18 protein-coding genes and 2 pseudogenes are annotated in these 22,021 nt (G+C 33.8%); 18 read left to right on the forward strand and 2 right to left on the reverse strand.

Annotation, left to right across the window (positions count from 1 at the left end; genetic code table 11):
• The first annotated feature begins 44 nt into the window (after nucleotides 1–44).
• The 4 genes and pseudogenes from ACVWY7_RS17965 to adhP all read left to right on the forward strand — a co-directional run bounded on the left by ACVWY7_RS17965 (nucleotide 45) and on the right by adhP (nucleotide 3,669).
• A complete protein-coding gene (locus ACVWY7_RS17965; RefSeq protein ID WP_073524199.1) occupies nucleotides 45–1,163 on the forward strand; it encodes a GAF domain-containing sensor histidine kinase in 1,119 nt (372 codons plus the stop codon).
• A 13-nt stretch (nucleotides 1,164–1,176) separates the two neighbouring features.
• Nucleotides 1,177–1,806 (forward strand): response regulator, encoded by a 630-nt coding sequence (locus tag ACVWY7_RS17970; protein WP_000694642.1) that lies wholly within the window; start codon nucleotides 1,177–1,179, stop codon nucleotides 1,804–1,806.
• Nucleotides 1,807–1,826: 20 nt separating this feature from the next.
• A pseudogene (locus tag ACVWY7_RS17975) lies at nucleotides 1,827–2,342 on the forward strand (MurR/RpiR family transcriptional regulator); the annotation flags it as partial.
• A 289-nt stretch (nucleotides 2,343–2,631) separates the two neighbouring features.
• Nucleotides 2,632–3,669, forward strand: a complete 1,038-nt coding sequence (gene adhP, locus ACVWY7_RS17980; RefSeq protein WP_000649136.1) for an alcohol dehydrogenase AdhP — start codon at nucleotides 2,632–2,634, stop codon at nucleotides 3,667–3,669.
• 150 nt (nucleotides 3,670–3,819) lie between these two features.
• On the opposite strand, the gene ACVWY7_RS17985 is transcribed toward adhP, so the two are convergent.
• Both ACVWY7_RS17985 and ACVWY7_RS17990 read right to left on the reverse strand, forming a co-directional pair.
• Nucleotides 3,820–4,839 carry an ABC transporter permease gene (locus tag ACVWY7_RS17985; protein ID WP_000836593.1) on the reverse strand — a complete coding sequence of 340 codons (1,020 nt, stop codon included), beginning with the start codon at nucleotides 4,837–4,839 and terminating at the stop codon, nucleotides 3,820–3,822.
• On the reverse strand, nucleotides 4,836–5,738 hold the full coding sequence (locus ACVWY7_RS17990) for an ABC transporter permease subunit (RefSeq protein WP_073524197.1): 903 nt from the start codon (nucleotides 5,736–5,738) through the stop codon (nucleotides 4,836–4,838). The genes ACVWY7_RS17985 and ACVWY7_RS17990 overlap by 4 nt, the downstream gene beginning before the upstream one ends.
• A gap of 649 nt (nucleotides 5,739–6,387) precedes the next feature.
• Between ACVWY7_RS17990 and ACVWY7_RS17995 the strand changes: the two genes are divergently transcribed.
• From ACVWY7_RS17995 to ACVWY7_RS18060, 14 genes and pseudogenes are all read left to right on the forward strand, one after another.
• Complete coding sequence (locus tag ACVWY7_RS17995; RefSeq protein WP_073524194.1) at nucleotides 6,388–7,545, forward strand: serine hydrolase domain-containing protein; 1,158 nt, start codon at nucleotides 6,388–6,390, stop codon at nucleotides 7,543–7,545.
• Between the two features lie 507 nt (nucleotides 7,546–8,052).
• Nucleotides 8,053–8,430 (forward strand): annotated as a pseudogene (locus ACVWY7_RS18000) (FGGY family carbohydrate kinase); the annotation flags it as partial.
• On the forward strand, nucleotides 8,419–8,574 hold the full coding sequence (locus tag ACVWY7_RS18005; protein ID WP_374956568.1) for a GntT/GntP/DsdX family permease: 156 nt from the start codon (nucleotides 8,419–8,421) through the stop codon (nucleotides 8,572–8,574). The pseudogene ACVWY7_RS18000 and the gene ACVWY7_RS18005, both read left to right, overlap by 12 nt.
• Before the next feature lie 88 nt (nucleotides 8,575–8,662).
• On the forward strand, nucleotides 8,663–9,883 hold the full coding sequence (locus tag ACVWY7_RS18010) for a tetratricopeptide repeat-containing glycosyltransferase (protein WP_073524191.1): 1,221 nt from the start codon (nucleotides 8,663–8,665) through the stop codon (nucleotides 9,881–9,883).
• Between the two features lie 34 nt (nucleotides 9,884–9,917).
• Nucleotides 9,918–11,072, forward strand: coding sequence for a CgeB family protein (locus tag ACVWY7_RS18015; protein ID WP_105989577.1), 1,155 nt, complete (start codon nucleotides 9,918–9,920; stop codon nucleotides 11,070–11,072).
• A 145-nt stretch (nucleotides 11,073–11,217) separates the two neighbouring features.
• Entirely contained in the window at nucleotides 11,218–11,754 is a 537-nt protein-coding gene (locus tag ACVWY7_RS18020; protein WP_001990500.1) for an NADPH-dependent FMN reductase, read from the forward strand.
• A 1-nt stretch (nucleotide 11,755) separates the two neighbouring features.
• Nucleotides 11,756–12,985: an MFS transporter gene (locus tag ACVWY7_RS18025; protein ID WP_078986288.1), complete on the forward strand. Its 1,230-nt coding sequence runs from the start codon at nucleotides 11,756–11,758 to the stop codon at nucleotides 12,983–12,985.
• A gap of 63 nt (nucleotides 12,986–13,048) precedes the next feature.
• A complete protein-coding gene (locus ACVWY7_RS18030) occupies nucleotides 13,049–13,606 on the forward strand; it encodes a YdcF family protein (RefSeq protein WP_001045791.1) in 558 nt (185 codons plus the stop codon).
• Between the two features lie 102 nt (nucleotides 13,607–13,708).
• Entirely contained in the window at nucleotides 13,709–14,656 is a 948-nt protein-coding gene (locus ACVWY7_RS18035; RefSeq protein WP_000614098.1) for an ABC transporter ATP-binding protein, read from the forward strand.
• 3 nt (nucleotides 14,657–14,659) lie between these two features.
• On the forward strand, nucleotides 14,660–16,171 hold the full coding sequence (locus ACVWY7_RS18040) for an ABC transporter permease/substrate-binding protein (protein WP_000129143.1): 1,512 nt from the start codon (nucleotides 14,660–14,662) through the stop codon (nucleotides 16,169–16,171).
• Between the two features lie 213 nt (nucleotides 16,172–16,384).
• Nucleotides 16,385–17,812, forward strand: coding sequence for an arginine-ornithine antiporter (arcD, locus tag ACVWY7_RS18045; RefSeq protein WP_000129469.1), 1,428 nt, complete (start codon nucleotides 16,385–16,387; stop codon nucleotides 17,810–17,812).
• A 76-nt stretch (nucleotides 17,813–17,888) separates the two neighbouring features.
• Nucleotides 17,889–18,149: a hypothetical protein gene (locus ACVWY7_RS18050; RefSeq protein WP_000398577.1), complete on the forward strand. Its 261-nt coding sequence runs from the start codon at nucleotides 17,889–17,891 to the stop codon at nucleotides 18,147–18,149.
• Nucleotides 18,150–18,254: 105 nt separating this feature from the next.
• The gene (locus ACVWY7_RS18055) at nucleotides 18,255–20,075 is read left to right on the forward strand and encodes an AAA family ATPase (RefSeq protein WP_142395559.1); all 1,821 of its coding nucleotides are present in this window, start codon (nucleotides 18,255–18,257) and stop codon (nucleotides 20,073–20,075) included.
• The gene (locus ACVWY7_RS18060; protein ID WP_456523927.1) at nucleotides 20,065–21,915 is read left to right on the forward strand and encodes a hypothetical protein; all 1,851 of its coding nucleotides are present in this window, start codon (nucleotides 20,065–20,067) and stop codon (nucleotides 21,913–21,915) included. Before ACVWY7_RS18055 ends, ACVWY7_RS18060 begins: the two co-directional genes overlap by 11 nt.
• Nucleotides 21,916–22,021 lie beyond the last annotated feature (106 nt).

The following is a 22,021-nucleotide window of genomic DNA, read 5'->3' on the forward strand; positions in this document are numbered from 1 at the left end:
AATTTAGAAATTTCTTAATGTTATAATGATAGATGGTGATGAAAATGAACTTTGAAGAAAAAGAGATGTATCGATTAGAAGCATTAAAAGCAATTGCTGAATTATTAAATGAAGCAACAGACTTACAGGACATGTTAGAAAAAGCGTTACATACATTGTTACAAGTTATGAATTTACAAACAGGGTGGATCTTTTTTATTGATGAAAGTGGAAAGCACCGTATGCTTGTGGATGAAAACTTACCGCCAGCTCTTACGTGGCAAGAGAAGAAGCCGATGTGTGAAGGAGACTGCTGGTGTGTAGAGCGTTTTGTGAATGGCAGATTGGAAAAAGCAACTAATATTATTGAATGTAAGCGAATAGAGGATGCGATTGAATGTAATTGGGGAGAGACAGAAGATGTTACGCATCATGCGACAATTCCCCTTAGGTCTGGATCGGAGAAATTTGGTCTATTAAATGTCGCTTCTCCTCAAAAAACACATTTTTCAGAGGAAGAATTGGCATTATTAGAATCGATTGCATTTCAAATCGGAACGACAATCCAACGTATTCAGTTAGTAGAGAAAGAACGTAAATACGTAGTAGTAGCTGAAAGAAATCGACTTGCACGTGATTTACATGATTCAGTAAAACAGTTGTTGTTCTCCATTATGCTAACAGCAAAAGGTACGCTAAATATGACACAAGATAGAGACTTGCAAGAGATGTTGAGCTATATTGGAGAATTATCACAAGAAGCATTACAAGAGATGACACTTTTGATTTGGCAATTAAGACCGGAAGGATTAGAGAAAGGGTTAGCAGAAGCAATTAAAAATTACGGAAAGTTGTTAGGGATTCACGTGGAAGTTCGAATTGATGGAATGGTTTCAATTGGAGATGAAATAGAAGAAGTTTTATGGCGTATTAGTCAAGAAGCAATACATAATTGTAAAAAACATGCTTCATGTGAAAAGGTAAATGTTCTTTTGAAAATAGAAAATAACCAGCTGTATTTTTACATAGAGGATAACGGAATAGGATTTATACAAAAACAAGTAAGAGAGTCAGCACTCGGTTTAAAAAGTATGAAGGAGCGTATTCAGTTATTGAATGGATCATTTCAAATAAAAACTGAGCTGAAAAAGGGTACGAAAATTGAAATTCAATTGCCGGTTTGAAGGGGGAAGAAGGTTGAAGATTAAATTACTACTAGTTGAGGATCATCATATCGTTCGCAGAGGACTTGTATTCTTTTTGAAAACAAGAGAAGAATTTGAAATTGTTGGGGAAGCAGAAAATGGTGAAGATGCATTAACATTTGTTCGAACGGAAAGGCCAGATGTAGTATTAATGGATCTATCAATGCCGAAGATGGATGGTATTGAAGCAACAAAACAGATAAAACAATATGATGAAACAATAAAGATACTAATATTAAGCAGTTTTTCAGAGCAAGATTATGTTTTACCAGCACTAGAAGCTGGAGCAGATGGTTATCAATTAAAAGAAGTACAACCTGAGCAACTTGTAGCTTCTATCATTGCAATATATGAAGGGAATGCGAATTTTCATCCGAAAGTAACACCGGCAATATTAGGACGATCAGCCGTCAAAAAAGAAAACCCTTTCTCCATGTTAACGAAAAGAGAGCAAGAAGTACTTCAGGAAATTGCGAAAGGGCGAAGCAATAAAGAAATTGCAGCAGAGCTTCATATTACAGAACAAACTGTGAAAACACATGTTTCAAATGTTTTAGCTAAATTGGAAGTAGATGATCGTACGCAAGCTGCACTGTACGCAGTGAAACACGGCGAGAAATAATAAGTATGAATAACTGTGTCACATTACATTTGTTAAATGATACAGCGCTAGAGCAAGCTGTAAAAGCTTTACAAGAAGCGAATCGAATTGAGTTTTATGGAAATGGTGGCTCTGGTATTATTGCGACGGATGCGTAGCATAAGTTTATGAGAACGGGTATTTCATGTATCGCTCATACCGATTTGCATTTCCGAATTATGGGAGCAGGTTTACTCTCGAAAAATTCAGTTGTTATCGGCATTGCTCATTCTGATAGCAATAAAGGGTTAGTTGAAGCGTTAGAAGTAGCGAAAGCAAGAGGAGCTAAAATTATTGCGATTACGAGCTATCAGAAATCGGCATTAAGTCAACTTACTGATATAACGCTCTATACTTCAACACGTGAGACAGAATTCCGCACAGAAGCAAGTTCATCACGATTAGCACAGTTAAGTTTAATTGATACTTTGTATGTAGGATTGTCGTTGCAACGACAGGGGGAAACGTTAAAACATTTACAAAGTATACGTGAAACGATTTCGATGAGGCGAAAATAAGAAAAGCTCTTCAAATGAAGGGCTTTTTTTATTTTCTTGTAGAAATATGTGGCTTACTTATAGCCAGTGATAGACTCTCATTTTTTAAAATATAAAATAAAAACCGACTTATGCAATAATTCAAATATTGTTCATAATTTCACAAAATGTTTTTGAAGTGTCATGTTATGATGAACATGTAATGATGATTGAACACTTACATTTGGCATAATGATTAGCCAAACTAGTGAAGACAGAAGTTGTGAGATGAACTCATTAAAATTCTAAAACACTAAAGGGGAGATCACATATGAAAGCAGTAGTAGTTAATAAAAATAGTAAAGCCAATATTGAGGTTGTTGAAAAGGAATTACGTCCGCTACACTCAGGTGAAGCACTAGTAGATGTAGAGTATTGCGGGGTTTGTCATACTGATTTACACGTTGCAAATCATGATTTTGGAAACACAGATGGCCGTATTCTTGGTCATGAGGGTGTAGGTATTGTGACGAAAATTGCTGATGATGTTACTTCACTAAAAGTAGGTGATCGTGTAAGTATTGCATGGATGTTCCAATCTTGTGGACGTTGTGAATATTGCGTGACTGGTAGAGAAACATTTTGTCGAGAAGTTAAGAATGCTGGTTATTCAGTAGATGGTGGTATGGCTGAACAATGTATTGTTACAGCTGATTATGCAGTGAAAGTACCAGAAGGATTAGATCCTGCTCAAGCATCATCGATCACATGTGCGGGCGTTACTACATATAAAGCTATAAAAGTATCTGATATTAAACCTGGTCAACCGATCGTAATCTATGGTTGTGGTGGATTAGGTAACTTAGCTATCCAATATGCTAAAAATGTATTTGGTGCAAAGGTAATTGCAGTAGATATTAATGACGATAAACTAGCCTTAGCAAAAGAGGTTGGTGCTGATATGACAATCAATCCAATTTCTCAAGGTCCTGCTGATAAGATTATTCAAGAGGAGTTTGGTGGTGCTTATGCTGCTGTAGTAACAGCTGTTTCAAAGGTAGCATTCAACTCAGCAGTTGACGCAGTACGTGCTTGTGGTAAAGTCGTTGCAGTAGGTTTACCAGTAGAAACTATGGATTTGAACATTCCGCGCCTTGTACTAGATGGAATTGAAGTGGTTGGTTCTTTAGTCGGTACTCGTAAGGATCTAGAAGAGGCGTTTATGTTCGGGGCAGAAGGAAAAGTAGTGCCAGTTGTTCAAACTTGTTCTTTAGATAAAGTACAAAATGTATTCGAAGAAATGGAACAAGGTAGAATTCAAGGGCGTATGGTAATCGATTTTAAACAGAACAATTGTGATTGCAAATAATTCACATTAAACATAAAAAATATGAGTCTAACAAAGTACATGTAAAAAAGTTAGACGGTATAAAAAAGATGACCTCTGTATTCAATAGGGATCATCTTTTTATATTCTACTAATATCAATGCCAATTCATACTTGATTTATGAGAGATGATTAAAGGTTTACTTTATTTGCAAAAGAAAAAGAATCTTTATGTTTAACAAATTTCTTTTGATCTGGAACAGATTGAATTGCTACAGTTTGCGAATCTCTTGCTTTCAGTGCATCTTGAATCCCGATTGTCATAAGCTTAATAAATAGAATCGTAATAAAGAATGAAGCGAGAGAATAAAAAATAATCCACCACGAAAGATTCATTTCATAACGATTTAATCCAATAAGGCCAGCCCAATCATTAGATAGAGAAACAGGTTTGAGCGCTCCATCATAGAGTTCCCGCATTTGGATCCCGCCAATTATAATATCAAGCAACGCTAAATGGATAACGAGTATGAGCGCTTGGACAATATGTTCCATAAATAACACAAATAAGCGATCAAGTAACAAGACTCGTAAGTGTTTTTTGATAATATGAAAACGGCTAGCTCCTAGCAATTGGGAACTTAAAATGTAATCTTGTTTCATAAATTCATCAACCTCTGAGGATATATATAAAGAAAGTGTAGGCAGTGCGACGAATATAAGTACGAGTACTTGATAAAACGCAAATGAAATATTTGGATCTAATCTATCAGCATTTGATACGATTACAATATTAACAGGTGTGATGAGTATAAATGCGATAAATAAAGTAGGAATATAGTAAAAAACTTCTGAGCATGCCTGGAAAAATCTCTTGAATTTTGAAGCGTATAAACTTAAGAGTATTCCTATACATGTTCCGAATAATATGCGAAAGAAGCTAATTACTACGGCTAATAAAATGGTGAACTTTGCTCCTTCTATAATTTGTAAGAAAACAGACTCTCCAAAACGATCCGATCCAAAAGGCGGTATTAATGATGGTGGAAAGGGAGCCTTTCCAAGTAATTCGTTATTGTCATTGTAAAGTAACTGGGGAGCTTTTGGGATGGTATCTTTAAAGAACCAACTATAAATAAAACTAGCTGAAACAAGTATGAATAAATAAGTAAAGCCGATTAAAAAGCGTTTTGATTTCCAAATAGATTTCATAAAGCTGCTCCTTTCAATTGCTTTTGCCACTTATTCATCATGAAAGAGATGATTTGAAAAATGGCGTAAAACGGTAAAATAATCATCACAAGTATGATAAATGCAGCTGGTGGTGAAATAAACGCCTTTTTAAATAAAAATTGAATAATGCCTTGCATATTAAAAACGAATTCTAAAATGAATAAGTTAGACAGTAAGAAAACAAAAATCGTTTTTAAATGGTGGAAGAAGTGGATAGATATATTTTTGAATAAATGAATACAAAGTATATAACTTGATGAAAGGCCTTTGCCATATGCAACCTCTACGTAATGTTTTCCATGTTCTTCTTTTATGTATAACACCATCATTCGAAACATTTGTAATGTAGGTAAAACAGATAAAGATAAAATAGGGAGTAAATAAGCTCGATTTTCATTATAGGAAATAATAGTGAAAGGAGCTTCTCCGAATTTCTGAAGTACCCATATGAAAAATATTTGCAAACAAATCATCATCATCATATCAGGGACAGCTTCTAATATGAACACAATTCGGTTTATCCATTTTTTTATATAATCTTTTGCTAAAAAATAAAAAAATGCCATGCTAGATGAAAAAAAGAGCGCAAGCAAAAAGGCTAAAAATAAAATAGTAAATGAATATAGATAAGGTTCTAAAACAGTTGGAAATAATGGTGTTGTTTTTAAATGACCATACTTTGGGTCTGATCCTATAACCAACAATGATTCAGGGGAGAAAACCTGTTTTAACATAGTAACGATCTGGTCAAAAAAATAAATTGGTTGAAAGGTAAATCCTTGTTGAGTGATAAATAAATAAGGTAAATTTAATAATAGTAACAGTGATAAAAGAATGGATGAAAGCTTCATTGTGAATTGAGATATTTTATGTAACATTAAATCCCTCCGACATCTTTTTACAACATTATACAATAAATTCAATGTTAATTTCTTATTTTTCTGAAAAATAAGAAATTAATCGGATTTTATAATTTTAATACGGAATATATATTTATACGGTAAAAAGGTTATAGTGGGGAGCCAGTCCCTATGTCCATCAAGCAATATGTGCAGTATTTCCATTTTTGAGGCATTTACTTTTCTTCAGTTGATGGGTATTTGGTGCTATTTCATTGCGATCAAGTTAATAGAACTAAGTTTTCTTAAATAAAAACCACCGAAATATATAAGTGATTTTGAACGTAAGGAATTTGTAAGGAAGGAGTAAGAAAAAAGAGATTTTCAATGTGTATGATTAAAATATAGAGAAGAACGGGAGGGGGAATAGTTACAGTATATTTTTATAAAAACAAATTAATAAAACTCTATGGAAGAAAAAGAAGAAATTATAGAAGTCAACAGACATCTGAAGAAGAGGAATTAATCATTTATTAGGTCAGAGAGTGGCTTGTAGAAATAATTGATCTATAGATGATTGCAAATTCAGTGTTGACTTTTATCATGGGGAGAGTTGATAGCTGTGTGGTTAGTATATGACATACCTATCAACCATCAATACAATTTAAATAGAGGAGAGGAATGCTTTATGAAAACACGCAGTAAAATTACATGTGCAAGTCTAGCACTTTTAATGGCTGGAAGTTCCCTGTTATACATAACACCAAACTCAATTGTAAAAGCAGAACCTACGCAAAATGTATCTAGTTCGTTACAAACAAGTACGCAAAGCGATCGTACTTCCGTTAAGAAAGCAATACGGGATGCACTACAACTTGGATACCCGGGAATACTCGCTAACATTTCTAAGGGTGGTAAAACTTGGAGTTATACCGCTGGGTTAGCAGATGTGAGAACCAAGAAACCAATGAAAGCAGATTTTCGCTTTCGTATTGGCAGTGTGACGAAAACGTTCATTGCAACAGTTCTACTTCAATTATCTGGAGAGAACCGTTTGAATTTAGACGACTCCATTGAAAAATGGTTGCCTGGTGTCATTCAAGGAAACGGATATGATGGTAACCAGATTACAATCCGGCAAATATTGAATCATACAAGTGGTATTGCTGACTATATAAATTCAAAAGACTTTGATATTACGGATATAAAAAAATCGTATATGGCTGAAGAATTTGTAAAGATGGGGATTTCTCTTCCCCCAGAATTTGCCCCAGGGAAGGGTTGGTCTTATTCAAATACAGGATACGTAATACTAGGAATCCTTATTGAAAAAGTAACTGGAAACAGTTATGCGGAAGAGGTTGAAAATCGGATTATTGAACCGCTTGATTTGTCAAATACATTCCTACCTGGCAATTCAAGCGTGATTCCAGGCACCAAGCATGCCCGTGGCTATTTGCAACGAGACGGAGCGAGTGAGCTAAAAGACGTTACTTATATTAACCCAGGTAGCTCGGATGGAGATATGATTTCTACTGCTGACGACTTAAACAAATTCTTCTCTTACTTACTAGGTGGCAAATTACTGAAGGAACAGCAATTAAAACAAATGCTTACTACAGTTCCTACAGAAAGAGAGGGAACTGGATATGGTCTTGGAATACTTGAAATTAAGCTTCCAAATGGTGTCTCGGTATGGGGACACAGGGGGGCCGTTCCAGGGTTTTCCACTTTTGTTGGTGGAACACTTGGAGGTAAACATACACTCGCTATCAATTCGAACAGTTTAAACATTAATAACCCGGAATTTTTTAAAAACATTTTACTTGCTGAATTTAGGAAGTAGGCAAAAAGGAGAAAAGGATAAGTTTTGTCATAGGTTTATAGTTTAAAATATACCATTTTGGTGCAAGAAATAACGAATCCAAATGCATCTTTTAATGATTTAAAACCACTTAAGAATTAGGTTATTTTCATTAAAGAATTATTAAATGGAATAAATGTTTTTAAATTAGAGACGATGTGGGATAGAAGCACAGTATCATCAAGTTAACAAAATAAAATTCTACCTAAAATGAAAAAATACGCTATTCTTTCTATAGAATTATAGGAAAGGATGGCGTTTTTTTATTTAATCTATTATTATAATTTGCTCAAGGAATCTAAAACTTTTTCTCCCCTAACATATTACGCAATCTTGCTAAAAATTTTGAGTTTGTACAACAAACCACATATCCATTAAGCTAAAGAACAAGTTAATTAAAAACTAGAAAAAGAGTGTGTTTCGAAACGGATATTATGTAAATGAAATGGAATAAGGGGATTTATTTTTTGTGATGAAAAAATTTTCTAATTGTTATGGATGAAAGAAGAGGAGCCAGAATTATATAAAAGTGCTTATAAATTTATTTCTATTAAAGAGTATGGGATTTATCAATTATTTTCACGCTACGTAGTTGATGATTCTATTGCTTCTGCTACAGAGTTATTCAATTTAGAAACGTTAAATTGGGATGTTGATGTGCTGGGAATATTAAATATTTCTACATAACAATTATCAACTCCAGTACCAACTACATATATTTTATCGGGTATGAAATCAGAATTAGCACCAAAGATGGGGATTCGTAAAGATACTCCAGTTGTTATTGGTGCAAGTGATGGAGTTCTTGCGAATGTAGGCGTTGGTGCAATATCGCCTGGCTCAGCTGCAATTACGATTGGAACTTCACCAAAAGATCCGGGGATTATTGATTCTATTAAACTAGGACTTGGTAATACGTTAGGATTTTTAGCAATAGTTTTAGCATTAGGAACGATGCATGAAATATGTCCCAACATAAAAATAAGAATAAATAAAATGAAGTTTTCATAAATAGTAAAAGGATGATTATGTCATCAGTGTAGCTAAGAAATGATGTTACATATGGAGAGAGCGTGTTAAAAAAATATGAGGTGGTTAAATGGGAAATGAGCAAGTGAAGAATGCAGGGAAAGAAAAAAAGTTATGTCTTTGTATGATTGTTAAAAACGAGTCTAGAATTATGGAAAGATGTTTAAATGCTACGAAATCAATTGTAGATTTTGTCTCTATTTGTGATACTGGATCAACTGATCATACACCTGAAATTATTGAAAATTGGTGTAAAGAAAATGAAATCCCTGGAACAGTTCATCATGAACCATTTAAAAACTTTGGTTATAACAGAAGTTTAGCTGTTTCATTGGCACAAAAAACATATCCAGAAGCAGATTATTTATTAATATTAGATGCAGATATGATATTAGAAGTTGATCCCGAATTTGATAAGACGAGTTTAACGGAAGACCATTATCTTACATTACAATATGATATTCATATTAAGTATTGGCTTACACGCCTTTTAAAAGCTTCTTTACCATGGAAATCTGTCGGTGTTACTCATGAGTATTGGGATATAGATCGTTCAAAAGTTGGAGCAAATTACAATACGAGAGTAGCTAGGCTAGAGACGCTTGTCGTTAACGATCCTGGGGATGGTGGTAGTAAAGCTGATAAATTTGAAAGAGATGAGAGGTTGTTGTTACAAGGAATAAACGACCCAGAAACAACGCCAGACTTGCATATAAGATATTTATTTTATTTAGCCCAAACTTATTTTCATTTAAGTCAATTTGAAGATTCGATTAAATGGTATAAAAAACGAGTGGAAGCAGGCGGATGGGTTGAAGAGGTATTCTATTCGTTATTGCGAATAGGATTTTGTTATGAACAACTAGCAAATCGTTCAGCAAATAAACAACATGAAGTAACAGAAGCGGATGAAAAAGAAAATGCTAAGAAGCAAGAAGAACAATACACAGCATTAGCTGTTCTTTATTTTCAAAAAGCGTGGGAATATAGACCAACTAGAGCTGAGCCATTATATCAACTTGCAAGAATGTATCGATTAAAATCTCAAAATAATATTGCGTTGATGTATGCCTTGCAAGGGAAGGAAGTGCCTTTTCCAAAAGATGATCTTCTATTTGTAGATTATCATGTGTATGATTATTTATTTGACTATGAGATATCTATAAATGCTTTCTATATACCGCATAAAAAACATTTAGGTGCAGCATCACAAAAATATTTAGAATCAAAAAAAGAAGAGTTACCGTTGCATATTGCCAATATGGTAGAGAATAATGCGAAATTTTATTAAATACAATTTCGGTTAAAGGAGTAGTGGAGTAATAATGAAATTAATACGATGGGCGCTAGAACTAGGGGAATCTGTGCATGGAAATACGTATGAAGAATTGTTACCACTACTAGATTATTATTATGATCGTGATCATTTAAAAGCGTATTGTATAGCGAATCTTCTTTTAGATATGGATGTAGCAGATGAGCATCGGCAAAGAATTGAATTAAGAAGGTGCATTGCCGCTTATTATGCAGGATTATATAAAGTGGCAAAAAAGCATGCAAATGAGCTTTTACTTAAATATCCGGATGTGGATTTATATAAAAATAATTTAAGATTAATGGAAGCATATTTGAATAAAGGATATGATTATTGTCTGTTTATATGCCCAAAGACGTATGGTAGTTTCATAGATGTCGCGCGAGCTTTGAAATGGCAGTTGGAGCAGGAAGGAAATACAGCAATCATATCAGAAACAATACTAGAAAATGTGAAAAACACAATTGTTTTTGGAGCGCATACATATGCACATAGCCCCAATCTACTTCCGAAAAATGCAATTATTTATAATTTAGAACAGCTATACGAAGGAAGTCCATATGCGCATCCACTTTATTTAATATTATTAAAAGATAGAGTGATTTGGGATTATAGTAAACAAAATATAGAATGGCTAAAACAAAAAGGAGTAGGAAAAGAAATAAAACATGTAGGAATGAACTATGCACCAACTTTAGAAATAAAAAAAGAAGCATTTGAAGATGAGATTACTGAAGACATTGATATATTGTTTATAGGTGCTCTTAATCCGAGGCGGCAAGCTATTTTTGATCAATTAAAGATAGTGGCCCCGAATTTAAATATAGTTTTTAAAAATAATGCGTGGGGGATTGCTAGAAATGAGTTGATTGCTAGGTCTAAAATTATATTAAATATTCACTTTTACTTATCAGGAATTCTTGAAACACCTCGCGTTTCTTATGCAGTCGCAAATAAGAAATTTATTATTTCCGAAAATAGTAATTCAGAAGATGAGATAGAGTGGCCAGGAATTGTATTTACTCCGTATGAAAAAATAATAGAAAATATAATAAAATATATAGAGTTACCAGAAGAACGGAAAAAATTAGCGGAAACAGCATATAATCATTTTAAAGCAAATGAAAATTTAGGGACATTAAGTCTGAAAGATGAAGCAAAGTAATTGTGCGAAACTCATACGAAAGTATGAGTTATTTTTTTGTTTATCATACTATTTTGTGAAGATAGTTCCCTCTTTATATTGTGTTTTGTATAGAAATTTCTGATAATATATAAGTGTAACTTGAAAACAAAGGGGAGAAATAATTATGAAACTAGTTATTATTAACGGTACACCAAGAAAATTCGGTAGAACTCGTGTGGTGGCAAAATATATTGCAGATCAATTTGAAGGGGAATTATATGATTTGGCGATAGAAGAGTTACCATTATATAACGGGGAGGAATCACAACGTGAATTAGAAGCGGTAAAAAAATTAAAGGCGTTAGTGAAAACAGCAGACGGTGTAGTACTATGTACACCTGAATACCATAATGCAATGAGTGGGGCGTTGAAAAATTCGTTAGATTACTTAAGTAGTAGTGAATTTGTTCATAAACCAGTTGCGTTACTTGCAGTTGCAGGAGGCGGTAAAGGTGGAATTAACGCATTAAACAGTATGCGCACTGTTGCTAGAGGTGTATACGCAAATGCCATCCCAAAACAAGTTGTGCTTGATGGACTTCATGTACAAGACGGTGAATTGGGAGAAGATGCAAAACCATTAATTCATGATTTAGTTAAAGAATTAAAAGCATATATGGGCGTATATAAAGAGGTGAAAAAACAACTAGGAGTGGAGTGATATGTCAGCTCTTTATAAAGATTCTCGCTTGTATTACATTCTAGGAGCCAATAGTCTATCAGCTATTGGTTCCGGAATTGTAATGATAACGATTCCGTGGTTGTTAATTAAAGAGAGTGGAGGGGAGACAACGTTTGGTTATGTTTCCATTATCTCAACTTTTATTATGTTTTTGTTAACTCCGTTTATCGGGCAAAGTATTGATCGTTTTTCAAGAAAATCTTTATTGTTATGTAACGAAGGAATCGGCATAGCTGTAATCGGAATAATGGTTATATGGGGATTTGCTGGGCAACCTTATCATTCTATTCATTATATTCTTATTTATATAGCAGGCTCTTTTTACTATCTATTATTTTATCCTACAATTTTTGCATTTAACCAAGAAATTTTTCAAGCAGAACATTATAAAAGTTTAAGTGGAACGATGGAAATACAAGGACAGTTAACACAAGTTATTTCAGGAGCAGTCGCGAGCTTCCTAATTGAAATTGTGTCTTTGAAATGGATTTTATTAGTAGATATGTTAACTTTTGCAGGAGCATTTTTCTTGTTCTTATGTATACCGTACGTAAAGAAAAAAGAGATAAAAAAGAAAATAACATTTAAGAAACAATTGTTCGAAGGAATTCGCTTTATGAAAAAACGTCCTAAGCTCTTTTGGTTCTTACTTGCCACTTATATGCCATTTATAGGTGTTATGATGGCAAATTATTTAATACCAGTTTATATTTCGGATATACTTAAAGCTAATGCCTCTGTATACGCAATAGAAGGAATGATGTACGGTGTTGGAGCGGTTGTTGCAGGAATTTGTATTCCACTCATCATGAAATATGTCAAAACAGAAGTTTCAATTGTTATGACGATGTGCATTTATGTAATTTCAATTACCGCAATGATTATTGAACCTTCCGTAATTTTCTTATATGGACTAGCGATTTTTCATGCGATTGGAAATGCGGGGACAAGAGTGGCGAGAAATGTATTAATGATGGAGGAAATTCCAAATGAAGTAATGGGACGTGTAGACAGCCTATTCCGATTAATTGGTACAGGAATACGAATTGTATTGTTAATGTTGTTTACAGTTGGTGTTTCTAAAGTAGGTGTCATGGTACAGTTTTATTTACTAAGTTTCATATTGATCCTTTCGTTAGGAATTGCTATAAACTATGTAATCTCAAAACGTAAATTCGAAGCGAGTATTTCTAATAAATCGATTGTTTAAAAAACACTTCTGCCTTCCTTTCTTTTTTTATATAATAAAAAGAAAGGAAGTGTAAACTTATTTATGAACAAATGGATCTTGCTTATAATTTTATTATTACCACCATTATATATTCTTTATATGACGTTTCGAATGAAGAAAGTTGCTCGTGAAAAATTGAGCCATCACTCTCCATACGTTCTTATATTAGGCGCAAAGTTATTTGGAGATAAACCGTCTTTATCACTTCAAAATCGTTTAGATGTAGCGCTGGAATATTTATATTCTCATCCTGACGTAAAAGTAATTGTTTCAGGCGGCCAAGGGGAAGATGAAGATATACCAGAAGCTCACAGTATGAGAAATTATTTAATGGCGCGTGGTATAGATGAGAGTCGTATTTTAATAGAAGATCAATCTACAAATACGTATGAGAATGTAAAGTTTAGTATGGACTTATATGATGTGAAACATGCGGTAGTTGTAAGTAATACGTATCATTTATATAGAACGAAAATAATTGCAAAGCGTTTAGGCATGAAGATGGAGGCACTAGCTGCTGAAACCCCAATGCGTTCTAAGAGAAAAATGTATGTGCGTGAATATGCTGCTATAATGAAAACAATATTGTTAGACCGTTAGAGCTCAAATGTGAGCTCTTTTTTTGTAGAATAATGCGTATCATTTGAAATGAATTCCATATTCCATCAAAATAAAGGAAACAACGATAAAGGAGTTGTATTTGTGATTCAGTTTAATCAAGTGTCAAAATCATATGAAGATGGCACAAAAGCAGTGGATTCATTGCATTTAGAAATTAAAAAAGGGGAATTTTTTGTTCTCATTGGTCCAAGTGGTTGCGGGAAAACAACGACAATGAAGATGATTAATCGTTTAATTGAAACGACAGAAGGCTCAATTTTAATCGATGGAAAAGATATTCAACAATATAATATTAATGAATTACGCTGGGATATAGGATATGTGTTGCAACAAATCGCTTTGTTTCCGCATATGACAATTGCTGAAAATATTGCAGTTGTTCCTGAAATGAGAAAGTGGAGCAAAGAAAAAATAAAAGCCCGTGTCGATGAGTTGCTACAGATGGTCGGACTAGATCCAGACGTATATCGTAATCGTATGCCAGATGAATTGTCAGGAGGGCAAAAGCAACGTATCGGTGTCGTACGGGCATTAGCCGCAAATCCGAAAATCGTTCTTATGGATGAACCGTTTAGTGCGTTAGATCCGTTAAGTAGGGAGCAGCTTCAGAAGGATATTGTACAGTTGCAAAAAAAGATTCAAAAAACAATTGTTTTCGTAACACATGATATGCAAGAAGCGTTATCACTTGGAGATCGTATTTGTATTATGAAAGAAGGAAAAGTTGTTCAATTAGATACACCAGAAGGAATTATACATAATCCGAAAAACGAATTTGTAGAAGAGTTCATTGGAAATCGTGGACGACCTTGGTATGAGGGGAAAAGTATAGAAGATGTATTGCCACTTGATGAAAGTATGCGGATAGAAGGAGAGGCACTATCATTACATTCTTCTTTACAAGAAGCATTAGTTCGTCTGCGAGCTGATGAAGTCGTTCCAGTTGAAGAAAATGGTCGATATGTTGGAGCTTTAACGAGTCGTCATATTGTCAATTATATTGTTGAACAAATGAAGGAAAGAGGCTAAACAGTGACTGATTTTATACAAACGTTTCAAGAACGAAAAATAGAATTACTAACTGCATTAAGTGAGCATTTACAAATATCGCTTATTTCATTATTTTTTGCAGTAATTATTGCGGTACCGCTTGGCATTTTATTAACGAGAAAAGAAAGAATGGCTGAGTTGATTATAGGAACTTCTGCAGTTATGCAGACCGTCCCATCACTTGCATTACTCGGACTATTAATTCCGTTGGTAGGAATCGGAAAAATCCCGGCCGTTATTGCATTAGTTGTATATGCACTATTACCTATTTTACGCAATACATATACAGGAATACGGGAGTTAGATGAATCTTTAATCGAAGCAGCGAAAGCTATGGGGATGAATAGTTGGAGAAGACTGTGGAAGGTAGAGCTTCCTCTTGCCTTACCAATTATTATGGCCGGTATTCGTACGGCAATGGTATTAATTGTTGGAACAGCTACATTAGCAGCTCTTATAGGTGCTGGCGGACTCGGTAAACTCATATTACTTGGTATTGATCGGAATGATCATGCACTTATTATTTTAGGGGCCGTACCAGCCGCGTTACTCGCTTTATTCTTTGATGTAGTACTTCGAGTGCTTGAGAAGCCAAAACGCTCGTCTAAGCGTGTTATATTGACGATATGTATCGTTTGTATAATGGTTGCTTCTCCATTTCTTTGGAATACAGAAAAGAAAGATATTGTTATTGCGGGCAAACTTGGATCAGAACCTGAAATTTTAGTTCAAATGTATAAGCAGCTTATTGAACAAGATACCGATTTACACGTACAATTAAAACCAGGTCTTGGCAAAACAGCATTTGTATTTGAAGCGTTGAAATCAGGAGAAGTAGATATATATCCTGAGTTTTCGGGAACAGCTTTATCTACTTTCGTGAAAGAAGAGCCAAAAAGTACAAATCGGGATGAAGTATATGAGCAGGCTCGCGTTGGAATGGAAAAGAAATATAATATGGTTATGTTGAAGCCGATGGAGTATAACAATACATATGCACTGGCTATGCCGAAAAAAATAGCAGATCAAAATAATATAAATACAATCTCTGATTTAGGAAATATTGCACAGGATACGAAAGTAGGATTCACATTAGAATTTGCTGATCGTGAAGACGGTTATAAAGGAATGCAAAAGTTATATAACTATAAGTTTTCAAATGTGAAAACGATGGAACCGAAATTACGTTACAGTGCAATTCAATCAGGGGATGTTAACGTAATCGATGCATATTCAACAGATAGTGAATTGGAGCAATACGGACTTAAAGTGCTAAAAGATGATAAAGGGTTATTCCCACCATACCAAGGTGCACCATTATTAAGAAAAGAGACGTTACAAAAATATCCTGAACTTGAAAAAGTATTAAATAAATTATCTGGAAAGATTACAGATGAAGAAATGCGAAAAATGAATTATGAAGTAAATGTGAATGGTAAAAATAGTGAAGAAGTAGCGAAACAATTTTTACAAAAAGAGAATTTACTTCGTTAAATTTACAAGAAATATACAAATTTATATGTATGAAATGACCGTTCATTACAAAATGAACGGTTTTTTTGTGCATACTTATACATTTTTTCAAAAAAGTATTCCATTTTTCTTCATTTTCTTTTAGAATAAGTAATGTTTTCCTGAAAAAATATAAGAGAAGCGTCTATTAGAGAAAAAGGTGACTTTAATAGTTGAACGAACATAACACCTAGAATGACAGATGGGGTGGTACAAATAGAAAAGAAGTTAGGATTTTTTCCATTAATTGCATTAGTAGTCGGAACAATGGTTGGTGGCGGTGTTTTTAGTTTACCGCATGATTTAGCAGTAGGAGCAAATAGTGGCTCTATCATAATTGGCTGGTGTATTACAGCGATGGGAATGATTCCACTCGCGCTCGTATATCAAACGTTAGCAAGAAAGAAACCAGAGCTTGAGGGCGGGATTTATAGTTATGCACGTGCTGGTTTCGGTGAATATATTGGATTTAACAGTGCTTGGGGATACTGGTTAGCAGGGATTTTAGGAAACGTTGCAACAATTATGTTACTGTTTAGTACATTAGGTTATTTCTTCCCAATTTTTAAGGGCGGAAATAGTGTTGCGTCTATCGTAGGAGCATCACTTTTATTATGGACACTTCATTTTCTAATTTTATTTGGCATTCGTGAAGCATCTATTATGAATGTGATTGCAACGATAGGAAAATTGGTTCCAATCGTATTATTTATTGTTGTAATGGTAACAGCGTTTCGCTGGGATACATTTACACAGGATTTTTGGGGGGAAGGAACTATTTCAGTTTCCTCTATACTAGGTCAAGTGAAAAATACAATGCTTGTAACTCTTTGGGTTTTCATCGGGGTTGAAGGAGCGGTAGTATTATCTGGAAGAGCAAAAAATAGTCGAGATGTCGGGAAAGCGACAGTATTAGGACTTATTTTAGTAATGTCTATTTATATTTTAATTTCTGTCTTGTCAATGGGAGCGATGACAAGAGGAGAACTTTCTGTTTTAGAAACTCCGTCAATGGGACATGTATTAGAACATGTTGTTGGGACATGGGGGGCAGTTGCGATAAACATTGGGTTAGTTGCTTCGCTTGTAGGTACATTAATAGGCTGGTTTTTACTTGTTTCTGAAATTTCCCACGTAGCAGGAAAAGATGGCGTGTTTCCGAAAGTCTTTACGAAAACAAATAAAAAACAAACGCCGCATATGGCATTATGGATCTCAAATGGCGTTGCCCAAGTTATATTTATAATCGTTCTGTTTTCAGAATCAACATATCAAATTATGTATTTCATAGCGTCAACATCAATTTTAGTACCATATTTATTATCAGCGTTATTCCAATTTAAATTAGTAATTACAAATGAACTAAAAGATGCAAAAGTCAAAAATGGTTCGCTAGCTTTAATTGCTTCACTTTACTCTGTATGGCTTATTTATGCAGCTGGTTTGAAGAATTTATTGCTCGTTTCAATCGTATACGGGATTGGAATCATTGTTTATGTGTATGCAAGAAAAGAAAAAGGAAATCGTTGTTTTACTGGTATAGAGAGATATGTAATGTGGGCAATTGTAGTAGCAGCTGTTACATCTCTATATATGTTATTGACTGGAAATATAAAAATGTAAAAGTCCTTTTCATTTAAAGGGCTTTTTTCTTTGTCTATAGAATATTTAATACATAAGATATTCAGGAGGGATGAAAATGGAAGGAAAAGAACAGTTGACGAGAATTGTTGATTTAGCGAGTGAAGTAAGGAAAGTATTAGTGCAAGAATCTTTTTTTAATCATCATCCTGAACTGCGAGGAGTGATTGAAAATTTAGCGAGTGCTGTAGAGAATTTGGCGGAATTACAGCAAAATAAAGATGAAAACGCTGAAGATCGTTTACGATATGTACTTGCAAAAATGAAAATTGCTCATAATGCCATTTTACAAGAGAAAAATGCATTTCCATCTCATTAATATACGATTTCATTTTGAACCTGGCGGATAACGTCAGGTTTTTTGTTTCTAGTTTTGCGTTTCTTTCATACACTAAGAATAGTATGAAAAAAGAAGGTGACGAAGGTGAAATTACATAAAGCTCTTCAGCCAAGTTTTATAAAACGCATGTACTATATGAGGTTTATTGGGAAGTTTACAAAAGTAGAGAGTGAGAAGAGTGGAGAGAATTTCTTTATACAATGCCTATCGCCAATACCATTCACGTTGCAAGAGCAATTGAAAAATGAACCATATGTATTTGAAGGTTTATGTAACAATAAAAAGAATGAAAAAGTCTTTTCGGAATTAAAGAAACGAAAATTAGAAAAGCAATTGGTTATGTTTCGTCTTTATTATGAAAGAGGACATATATACGTAGAGTTAATTTGTACAGAAGAACCGCGAGAAATCGCAAACGGTTATAAAATGATTCCAGTACCTAAAGTTTCCGATTATAAAAAGGGGGAGTCTTTAGAAAGAAAACTTAGTAATGGTTATTTGTCATTTCTAATGCCAAAATATCCGAAAGACTTTGAGCCGCCTGAGTTATTGTGGCACGAGGGAAGGTTATATGGAAATATATCTTTAAAGTCATCGTCAATTAGTTCAATCGCATATTTTGAACAGCAGCGGGAATGCAAGTATATAGAAATTAATGACTGGATGAAGTATGTAGAAATAGCGGTAGAAGATCAATTATATTTTGTAAGCAATCATGTGTATGAGCAATTAAAAAAACGAATAACTGAAGAAGGTAAGCTTGTAGAAGTAGAGGAAATAAAAGTGCAAAAGGATGAATGGGAATGGGATGAGCGTGAATCCGTCTTTTTACAGTATGTAAAAAGTTTTGTACGTAATAAAGGGCTATATTTGGATGAAACAGATATTTATAACTTTCATATAAGTGCAAAAACAAATATGTTGACGATTCTGGGTGGTATACCAGGCGCTGGGAAATCCCGTTTTGTGCAAGCTTATGCAGAAGCACTTGGATTACAATATGGGGAAGAATTAGTTTGGATTCCGGTTTCACCATCGTATCAAGAACCCCATGATTTACTGGGTTACCTTCACCCAAATGGAACTTTTATTGAAAGTGAAACAAAATTAGTTAGAGCGTTAATGAAGGCAAAAGAAAATCAAAATCAGCTGTATATAATCGTTTTTGATGAAATGAATATGTCACATATTGAGCATTGGTTTACTCCATTTCTATCTGTTCTTCAACTTGAAAAGCAAAACCGTATTTTAAATTTGTATGAAGGTGTACAAGAGGAAGAAAATCCAATTCCACCAACAATTGAAATGGGAGAAAATATTATGTTTGTTGGTACTGTGAATTTTGATGAAACAACGAAGGAACTCTCAGATCGATTATTAGATCGGACGAATGTAATAACTTTAAGAAAGGTTCCATTTTGTGAGATGTGTATGGAGCAAGAGAAAGTTGTATTACAACCACCTCTGAAAGTAACTGCAGGAGAATTTCGTATAAATTGGGTCAGGAATAAAACGATGATTGAGGTGTTTTCTGAAGAAGAGTTAGAGCTATTAGATAAGTTACATGGTGTATTGTCATCACACGATACGTCAAAGGGAATTTCTTTTCGATGCGCAAATGCAATAGCTACTTACTTGCAAAATATACCGTTCCAAAATAATCATTCCTATATGATCAGTAGAGAAGAAGGATTTGATTTACAAATAAAGCAACGTGTATTGACGAAAATAAGAGGGACTGAAATGATGGTTGGGTCTTTACTTTCAGAGGAAGTAAAAAGGGGGGCAACATTGGTACCTCTTTTGCAATCTTCACTTGCAAACAGAGTATCTACATTTGAACACTCTTTAGCATATATAAGAGAAAAGCGTAGAGAACTGGAGTTGTATGGTTATGCAAAATGAAGGGCGATATGAAACAGAAATCGTTGATACGAAAGAAACGCTCCCTTTTGTATTAAAGTTAATCATTGGGGCGGAAACGAAGGGGGAATATATTTTATTAAATCGTCTTTGTACCTCCACTACAGCATTAGTTCAATGTATTTATAAAGTGCAAGAATTAAAACCAATTAGATTGCAATACCATTATGAAAATCCAATGAATATTACTTTTATATGGAATAAAGTATATGAGGGACAGAAAAATATAAAAGAGACAAAATATGAAATAAATGAAAAAAAACAAAAGGTATTAATATATGAACATGGAAAAACGGAATTCTTTTATCCATGGCGTTGTGGTTTATATCATTTTGAGGTGAATATAGAAGATCGAACGTATTATGGCGCTTTTCAAGTCGTCCCCAAAAATTTTTTTGATGACCAATTTGAAATGATTCAAAACTATGTGAAGTCAATTTTAAATGAGTTGATTTTAGATAGAGGTTATTATAAAAAGACTTTCTCTGCACTGAGCGATATTGAAGATTCTTCTTATCTAGTGTTACTTAGAAAGTTGCCACAAAAAATGAAAAAGATAAAGCAAATTTTTAAAAAAATAGAATCGAGTTCAAAATTTATACATGAATATAAATGGGAAGAAAAGGAGCGGAAAGTAACGAGGAAAGGAGCGGTAGTGGCGGAAAGAAAACCGTATGCAAAATATTATAATCGTAAGTTTACCGAACAAAAAAATAGTACGGAAAATGCATTTCTTAAATTTAAAGCGATGCAATTTTATCTTTATTTACTTGAAGCCGAAAGTTTTTTGCGTCAAACAATTGAAATATTAGAAAGAGAAAAAAAGAAGAAATCAGAAGAATTTCAAGCTGTAAAAACGATTATACAAACAATTGAGCGTAATGGATCAGTGACCGATAGAGAGAAACAAAAATATAAAAATATACATTTACTAAAAGAGGCGGATTTACGAAAAAGTTCTATGAAGATACAAGAATATAAAATTTTAGCGCATTTCGTACATGATAGTGTACAATACTTTCAAACTTTAATGCATTCTCCATTTTGGAGAGAAGTTTCTGAAACGGGTAGAATGAACGCACATAATTTACCGATACCACATCAACAATTACTACAGCATTTAGATTTACTCCCACAATATACAGATCAATCTCCATCTTTATTATTTGTTTATAAACCAACTTTTTTAGTGTATGAATATTATGCTTTTTTTATCGTTATTTCCATGTTAGAGCAAATTGGTTTTGAAGCTAGAAATTCCATTCGTGAACAAATACAAGAACATTTTTATGTAGATGGATTACAAGATGGAACGACAGTAGTTTTACATCGAGATGATATGAAAGTCCATGTCGCATTTAATGATTTAATTGAAACACATCCTCTTATTGCATTAAGTAAAGGGAGTAATTTTTATAATGGAGAAGATACGAAGAAGCCAGATATTCGCTTAGACTGTTATGTAAAGGAGGAAGAGAAATACGTCTATCAATCTTCTATTATTATTGAAGTGAAGTATAGCCCAATGTACAATATTTTTCAGCACGTTGGGAATACGAAAGCAACTGAGCAAATGTATAAGTACTGGTCTATAAAATTTGTAGAAGAACAGGATGGAAAGCGAGTCTATCATCGAAGGGCCATTTATGAAGTCATTTGTGTATATCCAGGAAGTCATATGCATAGTAAAAAAATTGAGTCTGGTTGTGGTGTTTTCTTACAATTATATCCATATAAAACGAAGCAAGGGGAAGAGAAATTAGCTGGAAAACATGGAATGGTACAAATTTTTGAGAAGTGGTTAAAAAGCATGAAGAAGTAAAAGAAATCCTTTTTTATAAAGGATTTTTTTAGATTAAGAAGAATTATATGCAGTATGGGAGACGGCTTCATATGATATGAATTTGCAAGTAATATAAATATGTTGT

The sequence above is a fragment of the Bacillus sp. TE9106W genome (assembly GCF_054062215.1).

What these genes read in the sequence shown, in the direction of transcription:
- ACVWY7_RS17965 (WP_073524199.1), top strand. Translation starts at nt 45, where the DNA reads ATGAACTTTGAAGAAAAAGAGATGTATCGATTAGAAGCATTAAAAGCA.
- adhP (WP_000649136.1), top strand. Translation starts at nt 2,632, where the DNA reads ATGAAAGCAGTAGTAGTTAATAAAAATAGTAAAGCCAATATTGAGGTT.
- ACVWY7_RS17985 (WP_000836593.1), bottom strand. Translation starts at nt 4,839, where the DNA reads ATGAAATCTATTTGGAAATCAAAACGCTTTTTAATCGGCTTTACTTAT.
- ACVWY7_RS17990 (WP_073524197.1), bottom strand. Translation starts at nt 5,738, where the DNA reads ATGTTACATAAAATATCTCAATTCACAATGAAGCTTTCATCCATTCTT.
- ACVWY7_RS17995 (WP_073524194.1), top strand. Translation starts at nt 6,388, where the DNA reads ATGAAAACACGCAGTAAAATTACATGTGCAAGTCTAGCACTTTTAATG.
- ACVWY7_RS18010 (WP_073524191.1), top strand. Translation starts at nt 8,663, where the DNA reads ATGGGAAATGAGCAAGTGAAGAATGCAGGGAAAGAAAAAAAGTTATGT.
- ACVWY7_RS18015 (WP_105989577.1), top strand. Translation starts at nt 9,918, where the DNA reads ATGAAATTAATACGATGGGCGCTAGAACTAGGGGAATCTGTGCATGGA.
- ACVWY7_RS18020 (WP_001990500.1), top strand. Translation starts at nt 11,218, where the DNA reads ATGAAACTAGTTATTATTAACGGTACACCAAGAAAATTCGGTAGAACT.
- ACVWY7_RS18025 (WP_078986288.1), top strand. Translation starts at nt 11,756, where the DNA reads ATGTCAGCTCTTTATAAAGATTCTCGCTTGTATTACATTCTAGGAGCC.
- ACVWY7_RS18030 (WP_001045791.1), top strand. Translation starts at nt 13,049, where the DNA reads ATGAACAAATGGATCTTGCTTATAATTTTATTATTACCACCATTATAT.
- arcD (WP_000129469.1), top strand. Translation starts at nt 16,385, where the DNA reads ATGACAGATGGGGTGGTACAAATAGAAAAGAAGTTAGGATTTTTTCCA.
- ACVWY7_RS18050 (WP_000398577.1), top strand. Translation starts at nt 17,889, where the DNA reads ATGGAAGGAAAAGAACAGTTGACGAGAATTGTTGATTTAGCGAGTGAA.
- ACVWY7_RS18060 (WP_456523927.1), top strand. Translation starts at nt 20,065, where the DNA reads ATGCAAAATGAAGGGCGATATGAAACAGAAATCGTTGATACGAAAGAA.